The sequence below is a fragment of the Micromonospora sp. NPDC050784 genome, assembly GCF_044456765.1.
GTDB classification, from domain to species: Bacteria; Actinomycetota; Actinomycetes; order Mycobacteriales; family Micromonosporaceae; genus Micromonospora; species Micromonospora foliorum.
In genome coordinates, this window is sequence record NZ_JBITGG010000014.1 from 136,051 (window position 1) to 152,645 (window position 16,595).

At 70.5% G+C, this 16,595-nt stretch carries 14 protein-coding genes; 8 read left to right on the plus strand and 6 right to left on the minus strand.

The genetic code is table 11. From position 1 onward, the window contains the following. The first annotated feature begins 40 nt into the window (after positions 1-40). Entirely contained in the window at positions 41-1,381 is a 1,341-nt protein-coding gene (locus tag ACIBD9_RS20285; RefSeq protein ID WP_387174998.1) for a carbohydrate-binding protein, read from the plus strand. Positions 1,382-1,502: 121 nt separating this feature from the next. Here ACIBD9_RS20285 and ACIBD9_RS20290 read toward each other — a convergent pair whose 3' ends face one another. Continuing rightward, positions 1,503-2,453: an N-acetylglucosamine kinase gene (locus ACIBD9_RS20290; protein ID WP_396719720.1), complete on the minus strand. Its 951-nt coding sequence runs from the start codon at positions 2,451-2,453 to the stop codon at positions 1,503-1,505. Positions 2,454-2,549: 96 nt separating this feature from the next. Here ACIBD9_RS20290 and ACIBD9_RS20295 point away from each other — a divergent pair, with 96 nt between their 5' ends. From ACIBD9_RS20295 to ACIBD9_RS20320, 6 genes are all read left to right on the plus strand, one after another. Then, the gene (locus tag ACIBD9_RS20295; RefSeq protein ID WP_396719722.1) at positions 2,550-3,467 is read left to right on the plus strand and encodes a MurR/RpiR family transcriptional regulator; all 918 of its coding nucleotides are present in this window, start codon (positions 2,550-2,552) and stop codon (positions 3,465-3,467) included. Beyond that, complete coding sequence (locus tag ACIBD9_RS20300; protein WP_396719724.1) at positions 3,464-4,213, plus strand: sugar isomerase domain-containing protein; 750 nt, start codon at positions 3,464-3,466, stop codon at positions 4,211-4,213. Before ACIBD9_RS20295 ends, ACIBD9_RS20300 begins: the two co-directional genes overlap by 4 nt. Before the next feature lie 16 nt (positions 4,214-4,229). Continuing rightward, entirely contained in the window at positions 4,230-5,654 is a 1,425-nt protein-coding gene (gene ngcE / locus ACIBD9_RS20305; RefSeq protein WP_396719726.1) for an N-acetylglucosamine/diacetylchitobiose ABC transporter substrate-binding protein, read from the plus strand. Then, complete coding sequence (locus ACIBD9_RS20310; protein ID WP_396719728.1) at positions 5,654-6,562, plus strand: carbohydrate ABC transporter permease; 909 nt, start codon at positions 5,654-5,656, stop codon at positions 6,560-6,562. Before ngcE ends, ACIBD9_RS20310 begins: the two co-directional genes overlap by 1 nt. A gap of 55 nt (positions 6,563-6,617) precedes the next feature. Then, entirely contained in the window at positions 6,618-7,505 is an 888-nt protein-coding gene (locus ACIBD9_RS20315) for a carbohydrate ABC transporter permease (protein WP_396719730.1), read from the plus strand. A gap of 62 nt (positions 7,506-7,567) precedes the next feature. Further along, positions 7,568-8,734, plus strand: coding sequence for a glycosyl hydrolase (locus tag ACIBD9_RS20320; protein ID WP_396719732.1), 1,167 nt, complete (start codon positions 7,568-7,570; stop codon positions 8,732-8,734). Between the two features lie 59 nt (positions 8,735-8,793). Here ACIBD9_RS20320 and ACIBD9_RS20325 read toward each other — a convergent pair whose 3' ends face one another. The 5 genes from ACIBD9_RS20325 to ACIBD9_RS20345 all read right to left on the minus strand — a co-directional run bounded on the left by ACIBD9_RS20325 (position 8,794) and on the right by ACIBD9_RS20345 (position 15,045). Further along, positions 8,794-10,689 (minus strand): CocE/NonD family hydrolase, encoded by a 1,896-nt coding sequence (locus tag ACIBD9_RS20325; protein ID WP_396719734.1) that lies wholly within the window; start codon positions 10,687-10,689, stop codon positions 8,794-8,796. A 120-nt stretch (positions 10,690-10,809) separates the two neighbouring features. Continuing rightward, positions 10,810-11,388 (minus strand): TlpA family protein disulfide reductase, encoded by a 579-nt coding sequence (locus ACIBD9_RS20330; RefSeq protein ID WP_396719736.1) that lies wholly within the window; start codon positions 11,386-11,388, stop codon positions 10,810-10,812. Next, a complete protein-coding gene (locus ACIBD9_RS20335) occupies positions 11,385-11,819 on the minus strand; it encodes a hypothetical protein (protein WP_396719738.1) in 435 nt (144 codons plus the stop codon). Before ACIBD9_RS20335 ends, ACIBD9_RS20330 begins: the two co-directional genes overlap by 4 nt. Before the next feature lie 85 nt (positions 11,820-11,904). Next, positions 11,905-13,950: a M6 family metalloprotease domain-containing protein gene (locus tag ACIBD9_RS20340; RefSeq protein WP_396719740.1), complete on the minus strand. Its 2,046-nt coding sequence runs from the start codon at positions 13,948-13,950 to the stop codon at positions 11,905-11,907. A 177-nt stretch (positions 13,951-14,127) separates the two neighbouring features. After that, entirely contained in the window at positions 14,128-15,045 is a 918-nt protein-coding gene (locus tag ACIBD9_RS20345) for a dihydrodipicolinate synthase family protein (protein ID WP_396719742.1), read from the minus strand. A 257-nt stretch (positions 15,046-15,302) separates the two neighbouring features. Between ACIBD9_RS20345 and ACIBD9_RS20350 the strand changes: the two genes are divergently transcribed. Beyond that, complete coding sequence (locus tag ACIBD9_RS20350; protein WP_396719744.1) at positions 15,303-16,532, plus strand: PucR family transcriptional regulator; 1,230 nt, start codon at positions 15,303-15,305, stop codon at positions 16,530-16,532. The last annotated feature ends 63 nt before the right edge of the window (positions 16,533-16,595 follow it).

Below are 16,595 nucleotides of genomic sequence, written 5' to 3' on the forward strand. Positions count from 1 at the left end.
ATGTGGAGGACGCGGGTCGTCGACGCCTGGGGAGTGAGCCATGAGAAGCCGTCGGATTTTCGCAGTGGTAGCCGGGGCGGCGATGGCCGTCACGGCCGCCGTCGCCTTCGTCCCCAGCAGCATGGCCGCCGTGTCCTCGGCCAACGCCGTCCCGATGGTCGCCTGCACCGCCCCGGCCTGGGCCGAGGGCAGCACCTACCAGGCGGGCGCCCAGGTCACCTATGGTGGCCGGCTCTACCAGGCGCTGGTCACCCACACCGCGCACCCCGGCGCCGGCTGGAACCCCGCCGCGACCCCGTCGCTGTGGCGCGACCTGGGCGCGTGCTCGGGAACCACCCCGCCGCCCACCACGCCACCACCGACGACCCCGCCTCCCACCACTCCACCACCGACCACACCTCCCCCCACCACGCCGCCGCCCACCGGTGGGACCTGCGCGGTGAAGTCGCGGCCCGCCGGCAAGGTGTTGCAGGGCTACTGGGAGAACTGGGACGGCGCCTCCAACGGCGTACACCCCGGCCTCGGCTGGATCCCGATCACCGACAGCCGGCTCACCCAGCACGGCTACAACGTGATCAACGCGGCGTTCCCGGTGATCCGCTCGGACGGCACGGTCCTCTGGGAAAACGGAATGGACGCTGGCGTGAAGGTGGCCACCCCGGCCGAAATGTGCCAGGCCAAAGCGGCCGGCGCCACCATCCTGATGTCGATCGGCGGGGCCGCCGCGGGCATCGACCTGAGTTCCACCGCGGTCGCCGACCGGTTCATCGCGACGATCGTGCCGATCCTGACGACCTACCACTTCGACGGCATCGACATCGACATCGAGACCGGCCTGACCGGCAGCGGCAACATCAACACCCTGTCCACGTCGCAGGCCAACCTGATCCGGATCATCGACGGCGTGCTCGCCCGGATGCCGTCGAACTTCGGCCTGACCATGGCACCGGAGACGGCCTACGTCACCGGCGGCAGCGTGGTCTACGGCTCGATCTGGGGCTCGTACCTGCCGATCATCAAGAAGTACGTGGACAACGGCCGGCTCTGGTGGCTGAACATGCAGTACTACAACGGCAGCATGTACGGCTGCGCCGGCGACTCGTACCCGGCGGGCACCGTGCAGGGCTTCACGGTGCAGACTCAGTGCCTGAACAACGGCCTGACCATCCAGGGCACCACCATCCGCGTGCCGTACGACAAGCAGGTCCCCGGCCTGCCGGCGCAGAACGGGGCGGGCGGTGGCTACCTGTCGACGTCGTTGGTCACGCAGGCCTGGAACTCCGTGCCCGGCCTCAAGGGCCTGATGACCTGGTCGGCGAACTGGGACGGGTCGAAGGGGTGGACCTTCGGCGACAACGTGAAGCGCCTGCAGGGCCGCTGACCGGTGACGGCGCCGGGCCCACCGCCAGCCGGTCTTCCGGCCGCCGGGGGCCCGGCGAACCAGAACTTGGTCCCCTGCGACAGGTAGGCGTCGTGCTACTTGCCGCCCGCGCGGCGGTCCGTCAGTGGCCGGTCGGGGACGCTGCCCGATCGGGTCGGAGCATGCGGTGGTGCAGGCGTGCCGCCTCCTCCCGGCCGGTGATGTGACGTAGGGCGAGCCAGGCGGCCCCGATGGCCGGGTCCCGGGCGGTCGCGGCCGGGCCGGAAAGGGTGGCCAGGACTGCCGTTCGCACGGGTGTGGTGTTGGTCAGGAGGCTACCGGCGAGCACGACCGGGCCGTCCGGTGGGCCCAACTCACCGAGCGTGGCGACCAGTCGAGTGGCGGCCTGGACGGTCAGTCGCTCGGCGAGGGCGTCGCCGGCCGTGGCGTGGGCGCACACCAGTGGTGCCAGCGCGGCGAATGCCGCCGGCTGCTGGCGGCCGGCCCAGTGCACGAGTTCGTCGCAGGTGGTCACGCCGGCCTGCGCCGCGATCGTGGCCGCCAGCCCGGGGGCCACCGGGGGACCCGACCAGGCCCGGGCGATCGAGCGAACCGCCTGCAGGCCCAGCCACAGGCCCGAGCCCTCGTCTCCCAGTAGCCAGCCGAGGCCGTCGGCGGTGTGGCTGACGCGCCGGTCGTCGATGCGGGCGGCGACCGCGCCGGTGCCGGCGATGAGCACTGCTCCCGAGGCCGCCGACGTGCCTGCCGCGAAGGCCGTCACCGCGTCTCCGACCATGGTGACCGGGCAGGTCAGCCCGCATCGGGCCCACTCGGCGGTGAAGGCCGCCGTGATCTCTGGAACCGCCATGATGCCCGCGCCGGCGATGCCCGCGACGCCGCTGCGCACAACTGCGGGGTCGTGCTCCCCCAGGGCCTCGCGCACCGCCGCGCCGATCGAGCGGGCAGCTGCCGCCCCCGCCGCCGTCGGGTTGCCCGGGCCCGCTGAGCCGCGGCCCACCACCGTGCCGTCCCGGGTCGCCAGGACCGCCCGGGACGCCGTGCCACCGGCGTCAACACCCAGTACGAGCACCATGCCACACATCGAAGCATGGAAAATTCTTGTTGACTAGGCAGTCGGGTGGTCGTAATTTTCATCTTCATAGCTACTCGACGAAAAGGATGATCACTGGTGACGGGTGAGAGTGGTGGGCTGCTGGTACGGCTCCGGATGGAGGGGCCGACCATGCCGGAGGCCCTCGCGAAGATCGCCGAGGCCATCCTCGACGATCCGGAGACGGCGGCGCACGCCAGCATCGTCGACCTGGCCGAACGATCCGGGACCTCCACGGCGACGGTCACCCGCTTCAGCCGGGCACTCGGCTTCAAGGGGTACGCCAACCTGCGCGTGGCCGTGGCGACCGAGACCGGGCGCGCCGAGCAGGCACGCTGGGAGACCGACATCTCCGGGGACATCGCGCCGGAGGACCCGATCGTCAGCGTCCTCGACGTGATCACCGCGGCGGACACCCGGGCCATCCAGGCGACCGCGTCCGGCCTGGACACGGCCGCGGTCGAACGGGTGGCGGCCGCGATCGCCGCCGCCGGCCGGGTGGAGATCTTCGGGCTGGGCAGCAGCGGCACCGCCGGCAGCGAGATGGCCTTTCGACTTGAGCGCATCCGCATCCCGGTGCGATACCGCGCCGACACACACACCGCCCTCACCAATGCCGCGCTGCTCGGGCCGGGCGACGTCGCGATCAGCCTGTCGCACTCCGGTCGAACCCGCGAGGCGATCGAGATGCTGGCCGAGGCCGCCGATCACGGCGCGCTGACCGTGGCGGTCACCTCGTACGCCCGCTCACCACTGGCCGAGGTCGCGGACGTCGTCTTCACCACCTCGGTGCACGAGACCACGTTCCGCCTCGCAGCCCTCTCCGCGCTGCACTCGCAGCTACTGATCCTCGACCTCATCTACGTCGCCGTGGCACAGCGCACCTACGAGCGCACCGCCGAAGCTCTCGAACTCACCGTGCGGGCCGTCGACGCACACCGGATGCCGGACACCAATGCGAACCGCAAGCGAGCACGGAAGGAAAAGCCGCTGTGACGATCACAAGCGCGGACTATGTCGAGGTCATCACCAAGGCCATCGAACGTGTCGGCACCACGCAGGGCGACCGGGTGGCGCGGGCCGCCGATCTGTTGACCGCGACGCTGCAGGCCGGCGGGGTGATCCAGGCGTTCGGCTGCGGACACTCCGAGGCACTCGCCATGGAGATCGCCGGTCGGGCCGGCGGTCTCGTGCCCACCAACAGGATCGCCCTCCGCGACATCGTCCTGTACGGCGGCGAACCCACGAGCGTTCTCAGTGACCCGCAGCTGGAGCGCACGCCCGATGTGGCGCACCGCCTCTACGCACTCGCCCCGATCAAGCCCGACGACGCGTTCGTCATCGCCTCGAACTCCGGCGTCAACGGCGCCGTGGTGGAGATGGCACACCTGGTGAAGCAGCGCGGGCACGCGCTGATCGCGATCACCTCGGTCGAGCACTCCGCCCGGGTCGAGTCGCGGCACGACAGCGGGCTCAAGCTCGCCGACCTCGCCGACCTCGTACTCGACAACGGCGCACCGTACGGCGACGCGGCCCTCGACTACGGCGGTGGCGCGGTCGGGGCGGTCTCGTCGATCACCGCAGCGCTGCTGGCCCAGCAGATCGTCACCGAGGTGGTGGCGCGGCTGCTGGCGCTCGGCGTCACCCCGCCGGTCTATCTGTCCGACAACGTGCCGGGCGGGCGGGAGCACAACAAACTCATCGAAGCGCGGTACGCCGGGCGCATCCGACGTACCGCATAGGGAAAAGGCCCAGCTGATGAACCGTTCACCCCTGTCCGGACCGTACCCCACGAGACGAACCGTGCTGCGCGCGGCCGCAACCGCCGGCATCGCGCTGCCCCTGCTGAGCGCCTGCGTGACCGGCGGCAGCGACGACGAGGACCCGGCCGCCGGCAACACCGGTAGCAAGAGCGCCGACAACCCACTGGGCGTCAAGGCGGACGCGCCACTCGAGGTCGTGATCTTCAAGGGTGGGTACGGCGACGAGTACGCCAAGCGCGCCGAGGCGCTCTACACCCAGAGGTACGCGGGCGCGAAGATCGACCATCAGGGCATTCAGAAGATCGGCGAGGCGTTGCAGCCCCGGTTCGTCGCGAACACCCCGCCGGACGTCGTGGACAACACCGGCGCCAGCCGCCTCGACATCGCCACGCTGGTCACCGCCAAGCAGGTCAGCGATCTCAGCCAGTTGCTCGACGCTCCCGCGTACGACGACCCGGGCAGGACGGTGCGCGACACGCTGCTGCCCGGCGTGGTCGACGACGGCACGTTCGACACGGTGCCGCTGACGCTCAACTTCACCTACACCGTCTGGGGTCTCTGGTATTCCAAGCCGCTCTTCGCCGCGAAGGGCTGGACCTTCCCGACGACCTGGGACGACATGCTCACGCTCTGCGCGACCATCAAGGCGGCCGGCATCGCGCCCTGGACCTACCAGGGCAAGTACCCGGAGTACATCAACGACCCGCTGCTCAGCATGGCCGCCAAGACCGGCGGGCCGGCGCTGATCAAGGCCGTGGACAACCTCGAGCCGAACGCGTGGAAGGCGCCGGGCCTGATCGGCGCGGCCGAGGCTTTCGCCGAGCTGGCCGGCAGGGGTTACCTCATGTCCGGCTCCGAGGCGCTGTCCCACACCGAGGCGCAGGCGGCCTGGTCGCAGGGCAAGGCCGCCTTCATTCCCTGCGGTTCCTGGTTGGAAAGCGAGCAGAAGGGCATCACGCCGGCGAACTTCGACATGGTGATGGGTCCGGTGCCGTCGCGGACGACGGCGGACGCCCTGAAGCAGACGGCGGTGCAGGCGGCGAGCAGCGAGTCGTTCCTGGTACCGGCGAAGGCCAAGAATCCCGCCGGCGGTATGGAGTACCTACGGATCCTGTTCTCCAAGCAGTCGGCGAAGGCGTTCGCTGAGACCGCCGGGACCCTGCCCGCCGTGGCCGGGGCCACCGACGGTCTCACGCTGAGCAGCGGCCTCGGCTCGGTGCGCGACGCGGTCAAGGCGGCCGGCACCGAGACCTTCACCTACCGCTTCCGCACCTGGTACGCCCCGCTGGCCAAGGCCGTCGACGACGCCACCGGCGAGCTGGTGAACCGGCGGATCACCGCCGCCCAGTGGTCGGCCCGGATCCAGAGGGCGGCCGACGGGCTGGCCAAGGACTCCACGGTGAAGAAGTACACCCGCTGATGAGACACGGTCGGTGGCGGTTTCTGGCCGGCGCGCTGGTGCCCGCGCTGGTGCTGCACGCCGTGTTCGTGCTGTCGCCGTACGCGCAGGCCTTCTACCTGTCGCTGACCGACTGGACCGGCGTCGCCGGCGAGGCGCGTTTCGTCGGGGTGGGCAACTACGCCCGCCTCGGCGGCGACTCCCTGTTCCTGCACGCGGTCCGGAACAACGCGGTGATGTTGGTCGTGGTGCCACTGGTGACCATCGGCATCGGATTGTTCCTGGCGAGCATGATGCACCTCGGTGGCCGCGGTGGACGACGGGGGATCGCGGGCTCCGGCGCGTACCAGATCGTCTACTTCTTTCCGCAGTTGTTGTCCCTGGTGGTCATCGCGGTGCTGTGGGGGTTCGTCTACAACCCCAACAACGGGCTGCTGAACGGGGCGCTGCGGTCGGTCGGCCTGGACGGGTTGACCCGCAGTTGGCTCGCGTCGCCGTCCCTGGCGCTGGTCGCGGTGATGGCGGTCCTGGTCTGGTCGTCGGTGGGCTTCTACGTGGTGCTGTTCAGCGCGGCGATCGACAGCATTCCGCGGGAGCTGTTCGAGGCGGCGTTGCTCGACGGAGCCGGCGGTTGGGCGACCTTCCGCACGGTGACCTTTCCGCTGGTGCGGGAGAGCGTGCACGTCGCGTTCGTGTACCTGGGCATCGCGGCGCTGGACGCCTTCGCCGTCGTCCAGGTGATGACCGTCGGGCCCGGCGGACCGGACGGCGCGACCGAGGTGATCGGGCTGTCGCTCTACCGCAACGCCTTCCAGTACGGGAAGTTCGGCTACGCCTCGGCCATGGGGGTCGCCCTGTTCTTCGCCACGCTGACCCTGGCCGTGCTGGCGCTGCGGTCGGGCCGCAGGGAGAGGCTGGAGCTGGCATGACCGACTGCACCGCGGCGCGGCAAGGGCCAGGAGGGCATGTCGAGGGAGGATCCGCATGACCGTGACACGTGAGCGATCGACGGCGGTCGCCGCAGGGCCCGCCCCGGGACGCCGCGTCCGGCGCTCCGGAGCCGCCTTCCCGGTGCACCTCGCCATGCTGGCCTGGGCCGTCGTCACCGCGCTGCCGCTGATCTGGGCGGTGGTCAGTTCCGTCAAGACCGATGCCGAGATCCTCAACGAACCGTGGTCCCTGCCCGCGGCGCCACAGTTCGACAACTGGTCACGGGCGTGGACGCAGGCCAGCATCGGCCGCTACTTCCTCAACAGCGTCGTCGTGGTGGGTGGCGCACTCGTGCTGACCATGCTGTTGGGCGCGCTGGTCGCCTACGCCCTGGCGCGCTACGAGTTCCGCGGCAACCGGTTGATCTACTACACCTTCGTCGCGGCGATGTTCTTCCCGGTGTTCCTGGCACTGGTGCCGCTGTTCTTCGTCGTTCAACAGTTGGGGCTGCTGGGCACGTACCGGGGTCTGATCCTGGTCTACGCGGCGTACGCCGTACCCTTCACGGTCTTCTTCCTGCACGCGTTCTTCCGCACGCTGCCCGCCGAGGTGGCGGAGGCGGCCTTCATCGACGGTTGCTCGCACGGCGGGGTGTTCTTCCGCGTGATGCTGCCGATGGCCCGGCCGGGCCTGGTGGCGGTCGGCATCTTCAATTTCCTCGGGCTCTGGAACCAGTACCTGCTGCCGCTGGTTCTCAATCCCGACCCGGACCGGTACGTCCTGGCGCAGGGTCTGGCCGCCCTGTCGGTCAGCCAGGGGTATCGCAGCGACTGGAGCGGCCTGTTCGCCGGTTTGACCATCGCCATGCTGCCGGTGCTCGTCGCCTACGTCGCGTTCCAACGGCACATCCGCGCCGGTATGACCGCCGGCGCGGTCAAGTAGGTCCCCATTCCACCCCCACCCATCGGAGGACCCGACTCATGTCCATCGACAGACGTAGATTGATGGGGTTCGCGGGAGTAGCGACCCTGCTCGGCACGCTGGCGGTCTTCGCCAGCGCACCGAGTGCCTCCGCCGCCGAGTGCGGCTACCTGTTCGACGACTTCTCCTACACATCGTCGAGCGACAGTTCCCTGACCGCGCACGGCTGGACCCCGCGCAGCTACTCCGGCGGCCCCGGCGTACCCGGGGCGACCTGGTCGCCGAACAGCATCACCTTCCCCAGCGTCAGCGGCCAGAAGGTCATGCAGCTCACCGCCTCGACCGACGGCACCGGCGCCGGCACCAACCAGGCGGAGCTCTACAGCACCCAGAAGCGCTACCTCGAGGGCACGTACGCCAGCCGGGTGCGTTTCACCGACACCCCCACCAGCGGCAACGACGGCGACCACATCAACCAGACGTTCTTCACGATCAGTCCGTTGAACGGTGACCTCGACCCCACCTACAGCGAGCTGGACATCTCCGAGTACCTGCCCAACGGTGGGTGGGGCGAGACCGGCCCGATCAACTACCAGACCACCTGGTACACCTACCGCAACGACCCCTGGTACGCGGACAACGTGCACTCGGAGCAGCGCAGCAGTCTCAACGGCTGGCACGACCTGGTGGCGACCGTCGCTAACGGACACGTCATCTACTACATCGACGGCGTCCAGGTGGGCGACCACTCGGGCAAGTTCTACCCGCGGCAGACCATGACGATCAACTGGAACCTCTGGTTCATCGACACGACGGCCCACACCGGCGGGCTGAGCACCTACACCCAGCAGGTCGACTGGGTGTTGTTCGCCAAGAACCAGGTCCTGACCCCGGCGCAGGTGACGTCGAAGACGACGGCGTACCGGTCGGCGGGCAGCACGTTCGCGGACACCGTCGCCACGACGGGCACCTGCTCAAACCCGACGAACCCACCGACCACGCCGCCGACCACCCCGCCGACGACTCCGCCCACCACGCCGCCGCCGGCCGGCACCTGTGCGACCGCGCCGGAGTGGGCCTTCACCACGGCCTACACCGGCGGCCAGACCGTGAAGCACGAGAAGAGCAAGTACGGCGACCCGAGCGGTCCGTCGTCGGGTGACGGCAAGCACCTGTGGCGGGCACGGTACTGGACGCAGGGCTCCGAGCCGGGCTGGACCCAGCAGTGGGAGGATCTCGGCCGCTGCTGAGCGCGACTGAACGGAGGTAAGGACGGCCGCTCGCCAGGCTCGGCGAGCGGCCGTCCGGGTCAGAGGCCCGCGGCGTGCGCGGCCGCGGTGCCGCCGACCACAGGTAGGACGATGTTGCTGCTCTTCAGTGCCACCTGCAGGTTCGCGGCGGTGGTGTCCGCCTGGCTGGAGTACTGCGGGTAGCTGGCCACGATGATCACACCGATCCGGTGGCCGGGCTTGAAGACGTAGTCCTCCGGCAGCAGCGGGAAGCTGAAGTTGTACGACTCCCCCGGCACCAGAGGCACGGCGACGCGGATCGACTGCCGGTTCTGGGCGTCCATGATGCCCTTGGTGACCAGCTCGTAGTCGGCCGTGGCCACCCGCTTCGCCGTCTGCTTGTAGCAGCCGTCGTCGGTCGGGCTGCTCTCGCCCCAGCAGTCCTCCGTGGTCAGGGTGATGATTCCCTCGCCGGAGGCCCGGTGGGCGACCCGCTCGTCGGTGCCGTAGTCGACCAGGATCGCACCGAGGTTGGTGTCGGTCTGGTCGGCGGAGGCCCGCAGTTGCACGGTCGGTGTGCCGGAGATGTGCAGCGGCGCGGAGAGGGGCGCGGAGAGGAAGGCCAGCCGGTTGGGCTGCACCACGTCCGGGTCGAGGATCATGGTGTTCTGGCTCTGCGTGCGGCTGTCCTGGAACGACCCGGTCGCCGGCTTCGCCGTGGGCACCAGCCCGAGACCGCCCGCGCCGGTGGCGCCGGGCTGGAGGAACACCTCCGTGTCGGCCTTGCCGGGGATCGGCCAGTCGGCGTGGGTCTCCCACACGTCGGCGGACCGCTCCAGGTCCACCCGCGGCTCATCCATGATGCCGTTGGCGACGCCCTGCAGCCAGAAGTCGAACCACCGGTGCAGCGTCGACACCCACACCGCGCGGCGCGAGTCGAACGGGTCGACGTGGCCCTCCTGCGACAGCCACAGCTTGCGCGGCACGTTGTTCTCCGCCAGGGCGTACCAGAACTTGCTGAAGTGGTCCGGCCGGACGTTGTCGTCGTTGAGGCCGTGGTAAAGCAGCACGCTGGCGGTGACGTTGGGGACCTTCTTGACGTAACTGCGCTCGTTCCAGAAGGCCGTGTAGTCGCCGTGCTCGTCGCCGTCGGCGGCGCCAATCGCGTCGCGCACCGGCTTGCAGTAGTCCCGGCGCTCGGGGTTGGTGACCGTGTTGGCCAGCGACGCCACGTAGCTGTTGCCACGGGTGACCACGCCGTTGCTGCGCACGTAGTCGTAGTACTCGGTCGGTCCGCTGATGGGCACGACCGTGGTCAGGCCCTGCACACCGGTCACCGCCGTGGCCATGGCCAGCGAGCCGTCGTACGACTTGCCGATCATCCCCGTCTTGCCGTTGTGCCAGTCCGCCTTGACGATCTCACCGGCGGCGTTGCGGGCGGTGGCCCGGCCGTTGAGCCAGTTGACGGCCTGCTTGGCGCTCAGGTTGTCCTGGTTGGCGTTGGTGGTCGGGCAGCCGGTGGAGTTGTTGGTACCGACCATGTCCAGCAGGATGACCGCGTAGCCGCGCGGCACGAAGTAGTTGTCGTAGAACAACGGCCACTTGTCCAGCAGCCCGTCGCCGTCGAGGTCCGCCTTGCACTCGGACTCGTTGCCTCGGCAGACCGTCGAGTAGTACGGGCTGGCGTCCATCACCACGGGGGCCTTGAGCCCCTGCGCGGTGGCCGCCGGCCGCATCAGGTCGAACGCGATGATGTCGCGCAGACCGTCCTTGTCGCTGTCGAAGGTGGAGTCGATGAAGAGGCGCTCCCGAATGGCGTCGGCGTAGCCGAACACCGGCTGGGTGACGCCGTCCTGGACGACGATCGACGGCGGGCTGTCCGCCGCCAGCGCCTGCGGCGCCGCGCCGAGGGCGGCGAGCACCGTCGCGGACAGTACGGCCACGCCAGTGCGCCAGCGCGTTCCCACTGTAGGCATGCATTCTCCTTGATGTGTCCGAGGCTGCGTACGCTACGAGCCGGTGGCCGGTGCCACCACCTGCACGTGTAGGAACTTCGTCGGGTGTGGTTCGACGCGGGCCACACCGCGGCGACGGGACTACGGCGGGCCGGCCAGCACCAGCTCCCGTAGCCACCGGTCGAGTGTCGGGGCGTCCAGGCCACCCGGCCAGCCGCGGAGCAGGGCGCCGCCCTTGGCCACCAGCACCACGGCCGGCGGCTCCCGCACCGCGTACGAACGCCAGACCGTCTTCTCGTCGTCCAGGACGACCGGATACTCCACCCGGTGCGCGCGCAGGTAGTCCTGGACCTCGTCGCCCTGGTCCGCGCCGGCCACACCGACGAAGACCACCCGGTCGCGATAGTTGCGGGCCAGCTCACTGAGGGCGGCCTGGCGGCTGGCGCAGGTGGTGCACCAGGAGCTGAAGAAGGTGAGCACGACGGGACGCTGCGCCCACAGTTCGGCTGCGGCAAACGGGGTGCCGTCGGTCAGCGCGCCGGTGAACGCCGGGGCGGCCGGGGCGGTGCCGGGCGCCGGGCGCAACGCCAGGTCGGCGGGGACCGGCCCGGGCAGCGTCGCCGCCCCTCCAGCGGGCGCCGGCGCGGGCTCGGGGTCGGGCGTGCTGCATCCGCCCAGCAGCACCGCCGCGAGCACCAGCGGCAGCAGTGCCCGCCTCATGACGGCACCACCGCCACCAGCGCCGGGCCCTCGCTGCTGTCCGGCGTCAGGTCGAGCGCCGGACGGCCGTCCACCTCCAACCGGTAGGAGACCCGCTGCGGCACCCGCACCGGAACGGCGAACTCGCAGTAGGTGGGCAGGCGCTCGACGCCCAGGTCCTCGGCGAAGGCGGCCACTGCGGTTCCCGCCGGCAGTTGCCCGCTGGCCAGCGCCGCCCCGTCCGGGTCGAGCACGCGGAACGGCGCCCGGTTGTGAAAGTGCTGGTACGGACCGGTGCCGGCGCAGTCCACGCCCGCGGCCCGGATGTTGATGTCGCGAACCAGGACCCGGACGGTCGTCGGGGAGACCGCCTCCTGAGCGCCACCGCCAGCGCCGCAACCGCTCGCGCCGACTAGCAGCAGGGGCAGCAGCGTCACGATGCCTCGCCGCACGTCATCCTCCTCTCGCCCGCCTGCCGGGTCCGCGGCGGCAGGCCGCCGCGGACCCGGCAGGATCGGGGTCAACCTCGGGCGCCGGTCAGGACTTCTCGACCCGGCACTGCTTGGTCACCGTCTTCGTCGGGTCGCTCTCCGAGGTCGCGGTGAGCTTCACGAAACCGGTGGCCGCGGCTGCGGCGGTGGCACCCACCGACACCGTGACCGTGGTGGCCTTGCCGAACTGCGCGGTGGCCAGCTGGTTGGGCAGCCAGGCCCGCCAGCCCTTGCCGGCCACCTCCGCCGACAGGCGGTAGACGTCCGACTTCAGGTACGCGCTGACGTTCTCCGGGTGCTGCTGCCCGCCGGCCGAGTACGAACCGGTGTTGGTCAGCTCGAACGAGCAGGTCACCCCGCGGTTGGTCGGCTTGCCGCCGCCGGTCACCTCGCCCTTGCCCAGCAGCACGTCGTGACTGCTCGGCCCGCCGGTGCCGTCCAGCGAACGCACCGCCACGGTGTAGGAGAGCGAGCCGGCCGAGTCCCGCTTGAGGTCGATGACGTAGAAGTGCAGCCGGTTGGCCTCGTCGACGTACTCGTACTGGCTGCCGGTGTCCGCGCCGGCGTGGAACAGCGCGTCGGAGAGCTGCCGGTAGTCACCCATGGTGATCTTCTGCGGGGTGCCGTCCGGCCGGTAGAAGTCGATCATGTCGATGTCCTGCGGATTGGCGTCCACCACCCACTGGAACGGCGCGCTGTCGGCGTTCTTCGTCTTGCTCAGCAACACGCCACTGTCCGGGGTGAAGGAGTCCGCCCCCATCCGGTCGACGACCTCGACGGTGTAGTTGTTGAAGTTGCCACCGTCGCACAGCGGGTCGGTGCTGACCCCACACGTCGGCGACAGGTCCTTGTTCAGCGCGATGTTCACGCCGCTCAGACCCTTCGGGCCGGCGTCGACCGCCCGGGAGGTGACCTGCGCGACCACCATGCCCGAGGAGGCCAGCGCCTCCCGCGACAGCCGCAGCACGTGCTCCTCACCGAGCAGGCCGATCTTGAGTTTGTCCCGCACGGTGTGCAGCGAGCCCATCGAGCCGCCGTTGGTCGGCGGGATCTGCCAGCGGGTGTGCGGACCGCCCGGGCCGTTGAACGACCCGCGCGACATCATGCTCCAGATCCCGGTGTACGCCCTGCGCAGCGGCTCGCCGTACGGGTTGTTGTAGTTGTCGCCGATGCCCAGCAGATGGGTCAACTCGTGGGCGTAGACGCCCATGCCGGAACTCTCCCCCTGCGTCGACGAGCCGCCGCCGGCGTTGGGCCACAGTGTCGCCGCCGCCTTCCACGAGGTCCAGTCCACGTAGCGGGTCTTCGCCCAGTTCGGCAGGTTGGGGTCCGGTGGGCCCCAGGCGTCCGGCACGTCCTCCTTGTTCTGGAAGATCATCTGCCCGAACTCCTGCCAGGTCGACGACTCGTCCTGGCCGGCGCTGAGGATGAACACCAGCTCGTACTGGTTGGCGACCTCCTCGCCGACGGCCGCCCGCCAGGCGCCCAGGCCGTCGGTGCGGATGTTCTTGCCGCACACGTCCCCGCTCGGACAGGCGCCCGGGTTGAACCCGTTGTCCAGCCCGTACTGGTAGGACTTCGCCGGCATCTGGTACGGCCCGAACCCGGTGAGGTCGACGCCGTAGCGGCCGTTGGAGTCCTGCATCCAGTACTCGTGCAGGGTGTGGCCCTTGTTGAGGGTGTTCGGGGTGTTCAGGAAGTCCTGGTAGAACTTCGGGACGTCCGCCCGGGGAATGTTGGTCGCGACGGACTGGGGGTTGCCGAAGACCGTCGAGCGGGCCCGCTGGGAGACCGCGAACGTCTCGTCAGGATAGTCGAGCGCCACCAGGGCGATCTTGAAGTTGCGGATCGAACCCGACACGCTCGGGTCGGCCCAGTTCCTGCCGGGCACGGCCTTGTAGTCGTTCCACGTCATCGTGTCCGGGTTCTGCCAGGCCTGCGGGTCGAGGACCTGGAACGGCGCGGTGCCGCCGGCCGGGTTGGCCGGGGCCGCGGCGGCCTGCGCCGCCCCGGTCGCCACGAGCGTGGTCACCACGGCCGCGGCCAGCACGGCCCGTCTCAGCCGGGTTCGGTGGGGGGTAGCACGGTGCACGGAACCACCTCTCGTCGGGGAAACGCGGCGCTGGCGTCCCGGTGGGGGGTATGGCGGAACACCTGTCAGCAGGCCGCGCAGCGAATCTAGGAGTACGGGCCGGTGCCGGTCACCGTGCAGATGTCGGCAGGTGGGCCGGCGACTTCCGACACCTGAAGGACCGACGCCACCGGTGGGTCAGCCCGGGCCGGCCCCGGAAGCCGGTTCGGCCGTCGCCGTGAGGGCCCGCAGCACGTCCCGGCGCACCCGGTCGGCGGCAGTTCCGGACAGGGGTCCGCGCGGTGGGCGGCACCGCCCGCCGAACCGCCCGGCGCACTCCATCGCGAGCTTGACGGCCTGCACGGCTTCCGGCCGGGAGGCCCAGCCGAGTATCGGGTGCAGCTCGGCATAGAGCGGCAGCGCCCGGCCCAGGTCGCGGGCGACACACAGCTCGTACAGACGCACGGCCTGGCGGGGCAGCGCGTTGGGCAGGGTGGCGACCCATCCCGTGGCGCCGCACAGCACCAGTTCGAGCACCACGTCGTCCGCGCCGACCAGCACGTCGACGTGCGGGCAGAGATCCCGCAGGCGGTGCAACCTGCGTACGTCGCCGCTGACCTCCTTGACCGCGACGACCCCGTCTATCTCGGCGACGGTCGCCAGCAGGTCCGGCGTGAGGTCCAACCGGGTGTCGTACGGTTCGTTGTGGGCGACCACCGGCAGGCCGACCGCCGCCACCTCCCGGTAGTGGGCGACCACGTCGGCGACGCGGGCGGCGGGCCCGTCGGGTGGCCGCGCGAGTACGCCGTGGGCGCCGGCCTCGGCGGCCTGCTCCGCCCAGCGGCGGGCCTGCCTGCTGCCGTAGCCGCCGACGCCGGGCACCACCGCGCAGCCCGACGGCGCGGCCTCCACCGTCGCCTTGACCACGGCGGCCCGCTCGTCGTCGGAGAGGGCCTGGTACTCCCCCATCGACGCGCACGGCGCGACCCCGTGGCACCCCTCGGCGGCGAGCCAACGGACGTGTTCCTGAAGCCGGTCGAAGTCGACCGACAGGTCGGCGCGAAACGGCGTGGCGATGGTGACCAGCACACCCCGCCAGGGCCTACCAGCTCCCACTCGGGAAACCCCTCTCCGCGCCGGCACCGCCCACCATCCCACCCGCACCGCGCGGGGCGTCGCCGGTGCGATCCGTACCGGAACCCTAGGAACGTCTGCCGCCACCGGTCTTCGGACAGATGCCGGAACAGACGCGGTGCCGCACCTCTTTTTGTCGTGACTTCGACAGTGGACCTTGCGCGATGACCCACCGGCACCGGAGGGTAAGGACTGGCGGTCGCGCGATCCCTGTCACGCAGCGCAACCATGGGAGTTACATGCACGGTGAGCTCCAGCGAATCGTCGACGCCGTCGCCGCCCGGGTGGGGCGACCCGCCCTCATCGAGGACCGCCGACAGCGGGTGGTCGCCTACAGCGAGCACGACGGCCCAATGGACGACGTCCGCCGGACGTCGATCCTGCGCCGGCAGACGACGCCGGAGGTGATCGCCTGGTTCCGAGACAAGGGCGTGCTCACGGCGCACGCGCCGATCCGCACCCCCGCGTGCGCCGAGTTGGACCTGTTGGCGAGGGTTTGCGTGCCGATCCGGCACGACGACCTGCTGCTCGGGTTCGTCTGGTTCATCGACGCGGACGGCTCGATGACCGACGCCGACATCGCCACCGCGACCGGCCCCTTCACCGACCTGTCGCTGGCCCTGTACCGGGAGAACCTGCTCGGTGAGCTCGCCTCGCAGCGAGAGACCGAGGCCACCCGCACCCTGCTGGTGGAGAGCCGGCAGGCGCGCGAGCACGCGGCGCGGGCGCTGCTGGAGGAGGGCGTGGTGGTCGCCGACGGGTCGACCGTCGCGCTCGTCGCCCAACTCGTGCCGGCCGCCGGGCGGCAACCCGACGAGGTGTCCCGCATCGCCCTGGAACAGGCCCTGGTCACCACCCGCCGGTGGATCGGGGTACGGGAGACGCTGCACCTGGTCTGGCACGACCACGGGGTGCTGCTGGTCTGCGGCGACCGGGTCGCCGGCCGGCCCTCGCCGGAAGCCTCCGCCGGGCACCTCGACGAGGCGCTGGGCACCGCGACCCGGGGCCTGGCCTCGGTGGACCGGACCGTGACCGGGATCGGCCAGCCACGCGCCCGGCTGTCCAACGCAATCGAGTCCTACCAGGAGGCCGCGCAGGCCGCCCGGGTCGGTACGCAACTGCCCGCGCTGGGCCGGGTGGTCTCCTGGGCCGGTCTGGGCATCTACCGGGTGCTGTCCCAACTGGACAGCCAGCACCTCGACGTGGCGGGCGTCCATCCCGGGCTGGAGCGGCTGCTGCGCGACGACGCCCACCAGGTGCTGCTGGAGACCCTGGAGGCCTACCTCGACCTGGCGGGCAACGCGCATGCCACCGCCGAGAAGCTTCGACTGCACCGGACCACCCTCTACTACCGGCTGCAACGGGTGGAACAGCTCGCCGGGACCGACCTCAAGGACGGCAACGAACGGCTGTGCCTGCACCTGGCCATGAAGCTCGGTCGGCTCACCGGCCACTACCGCACGTCGTGACGCCGCCGCCCAGGCCGGCCGTTGTCGCTGCCTGCACGCCCAGCGGCAGCGCGCCCGTGGGCG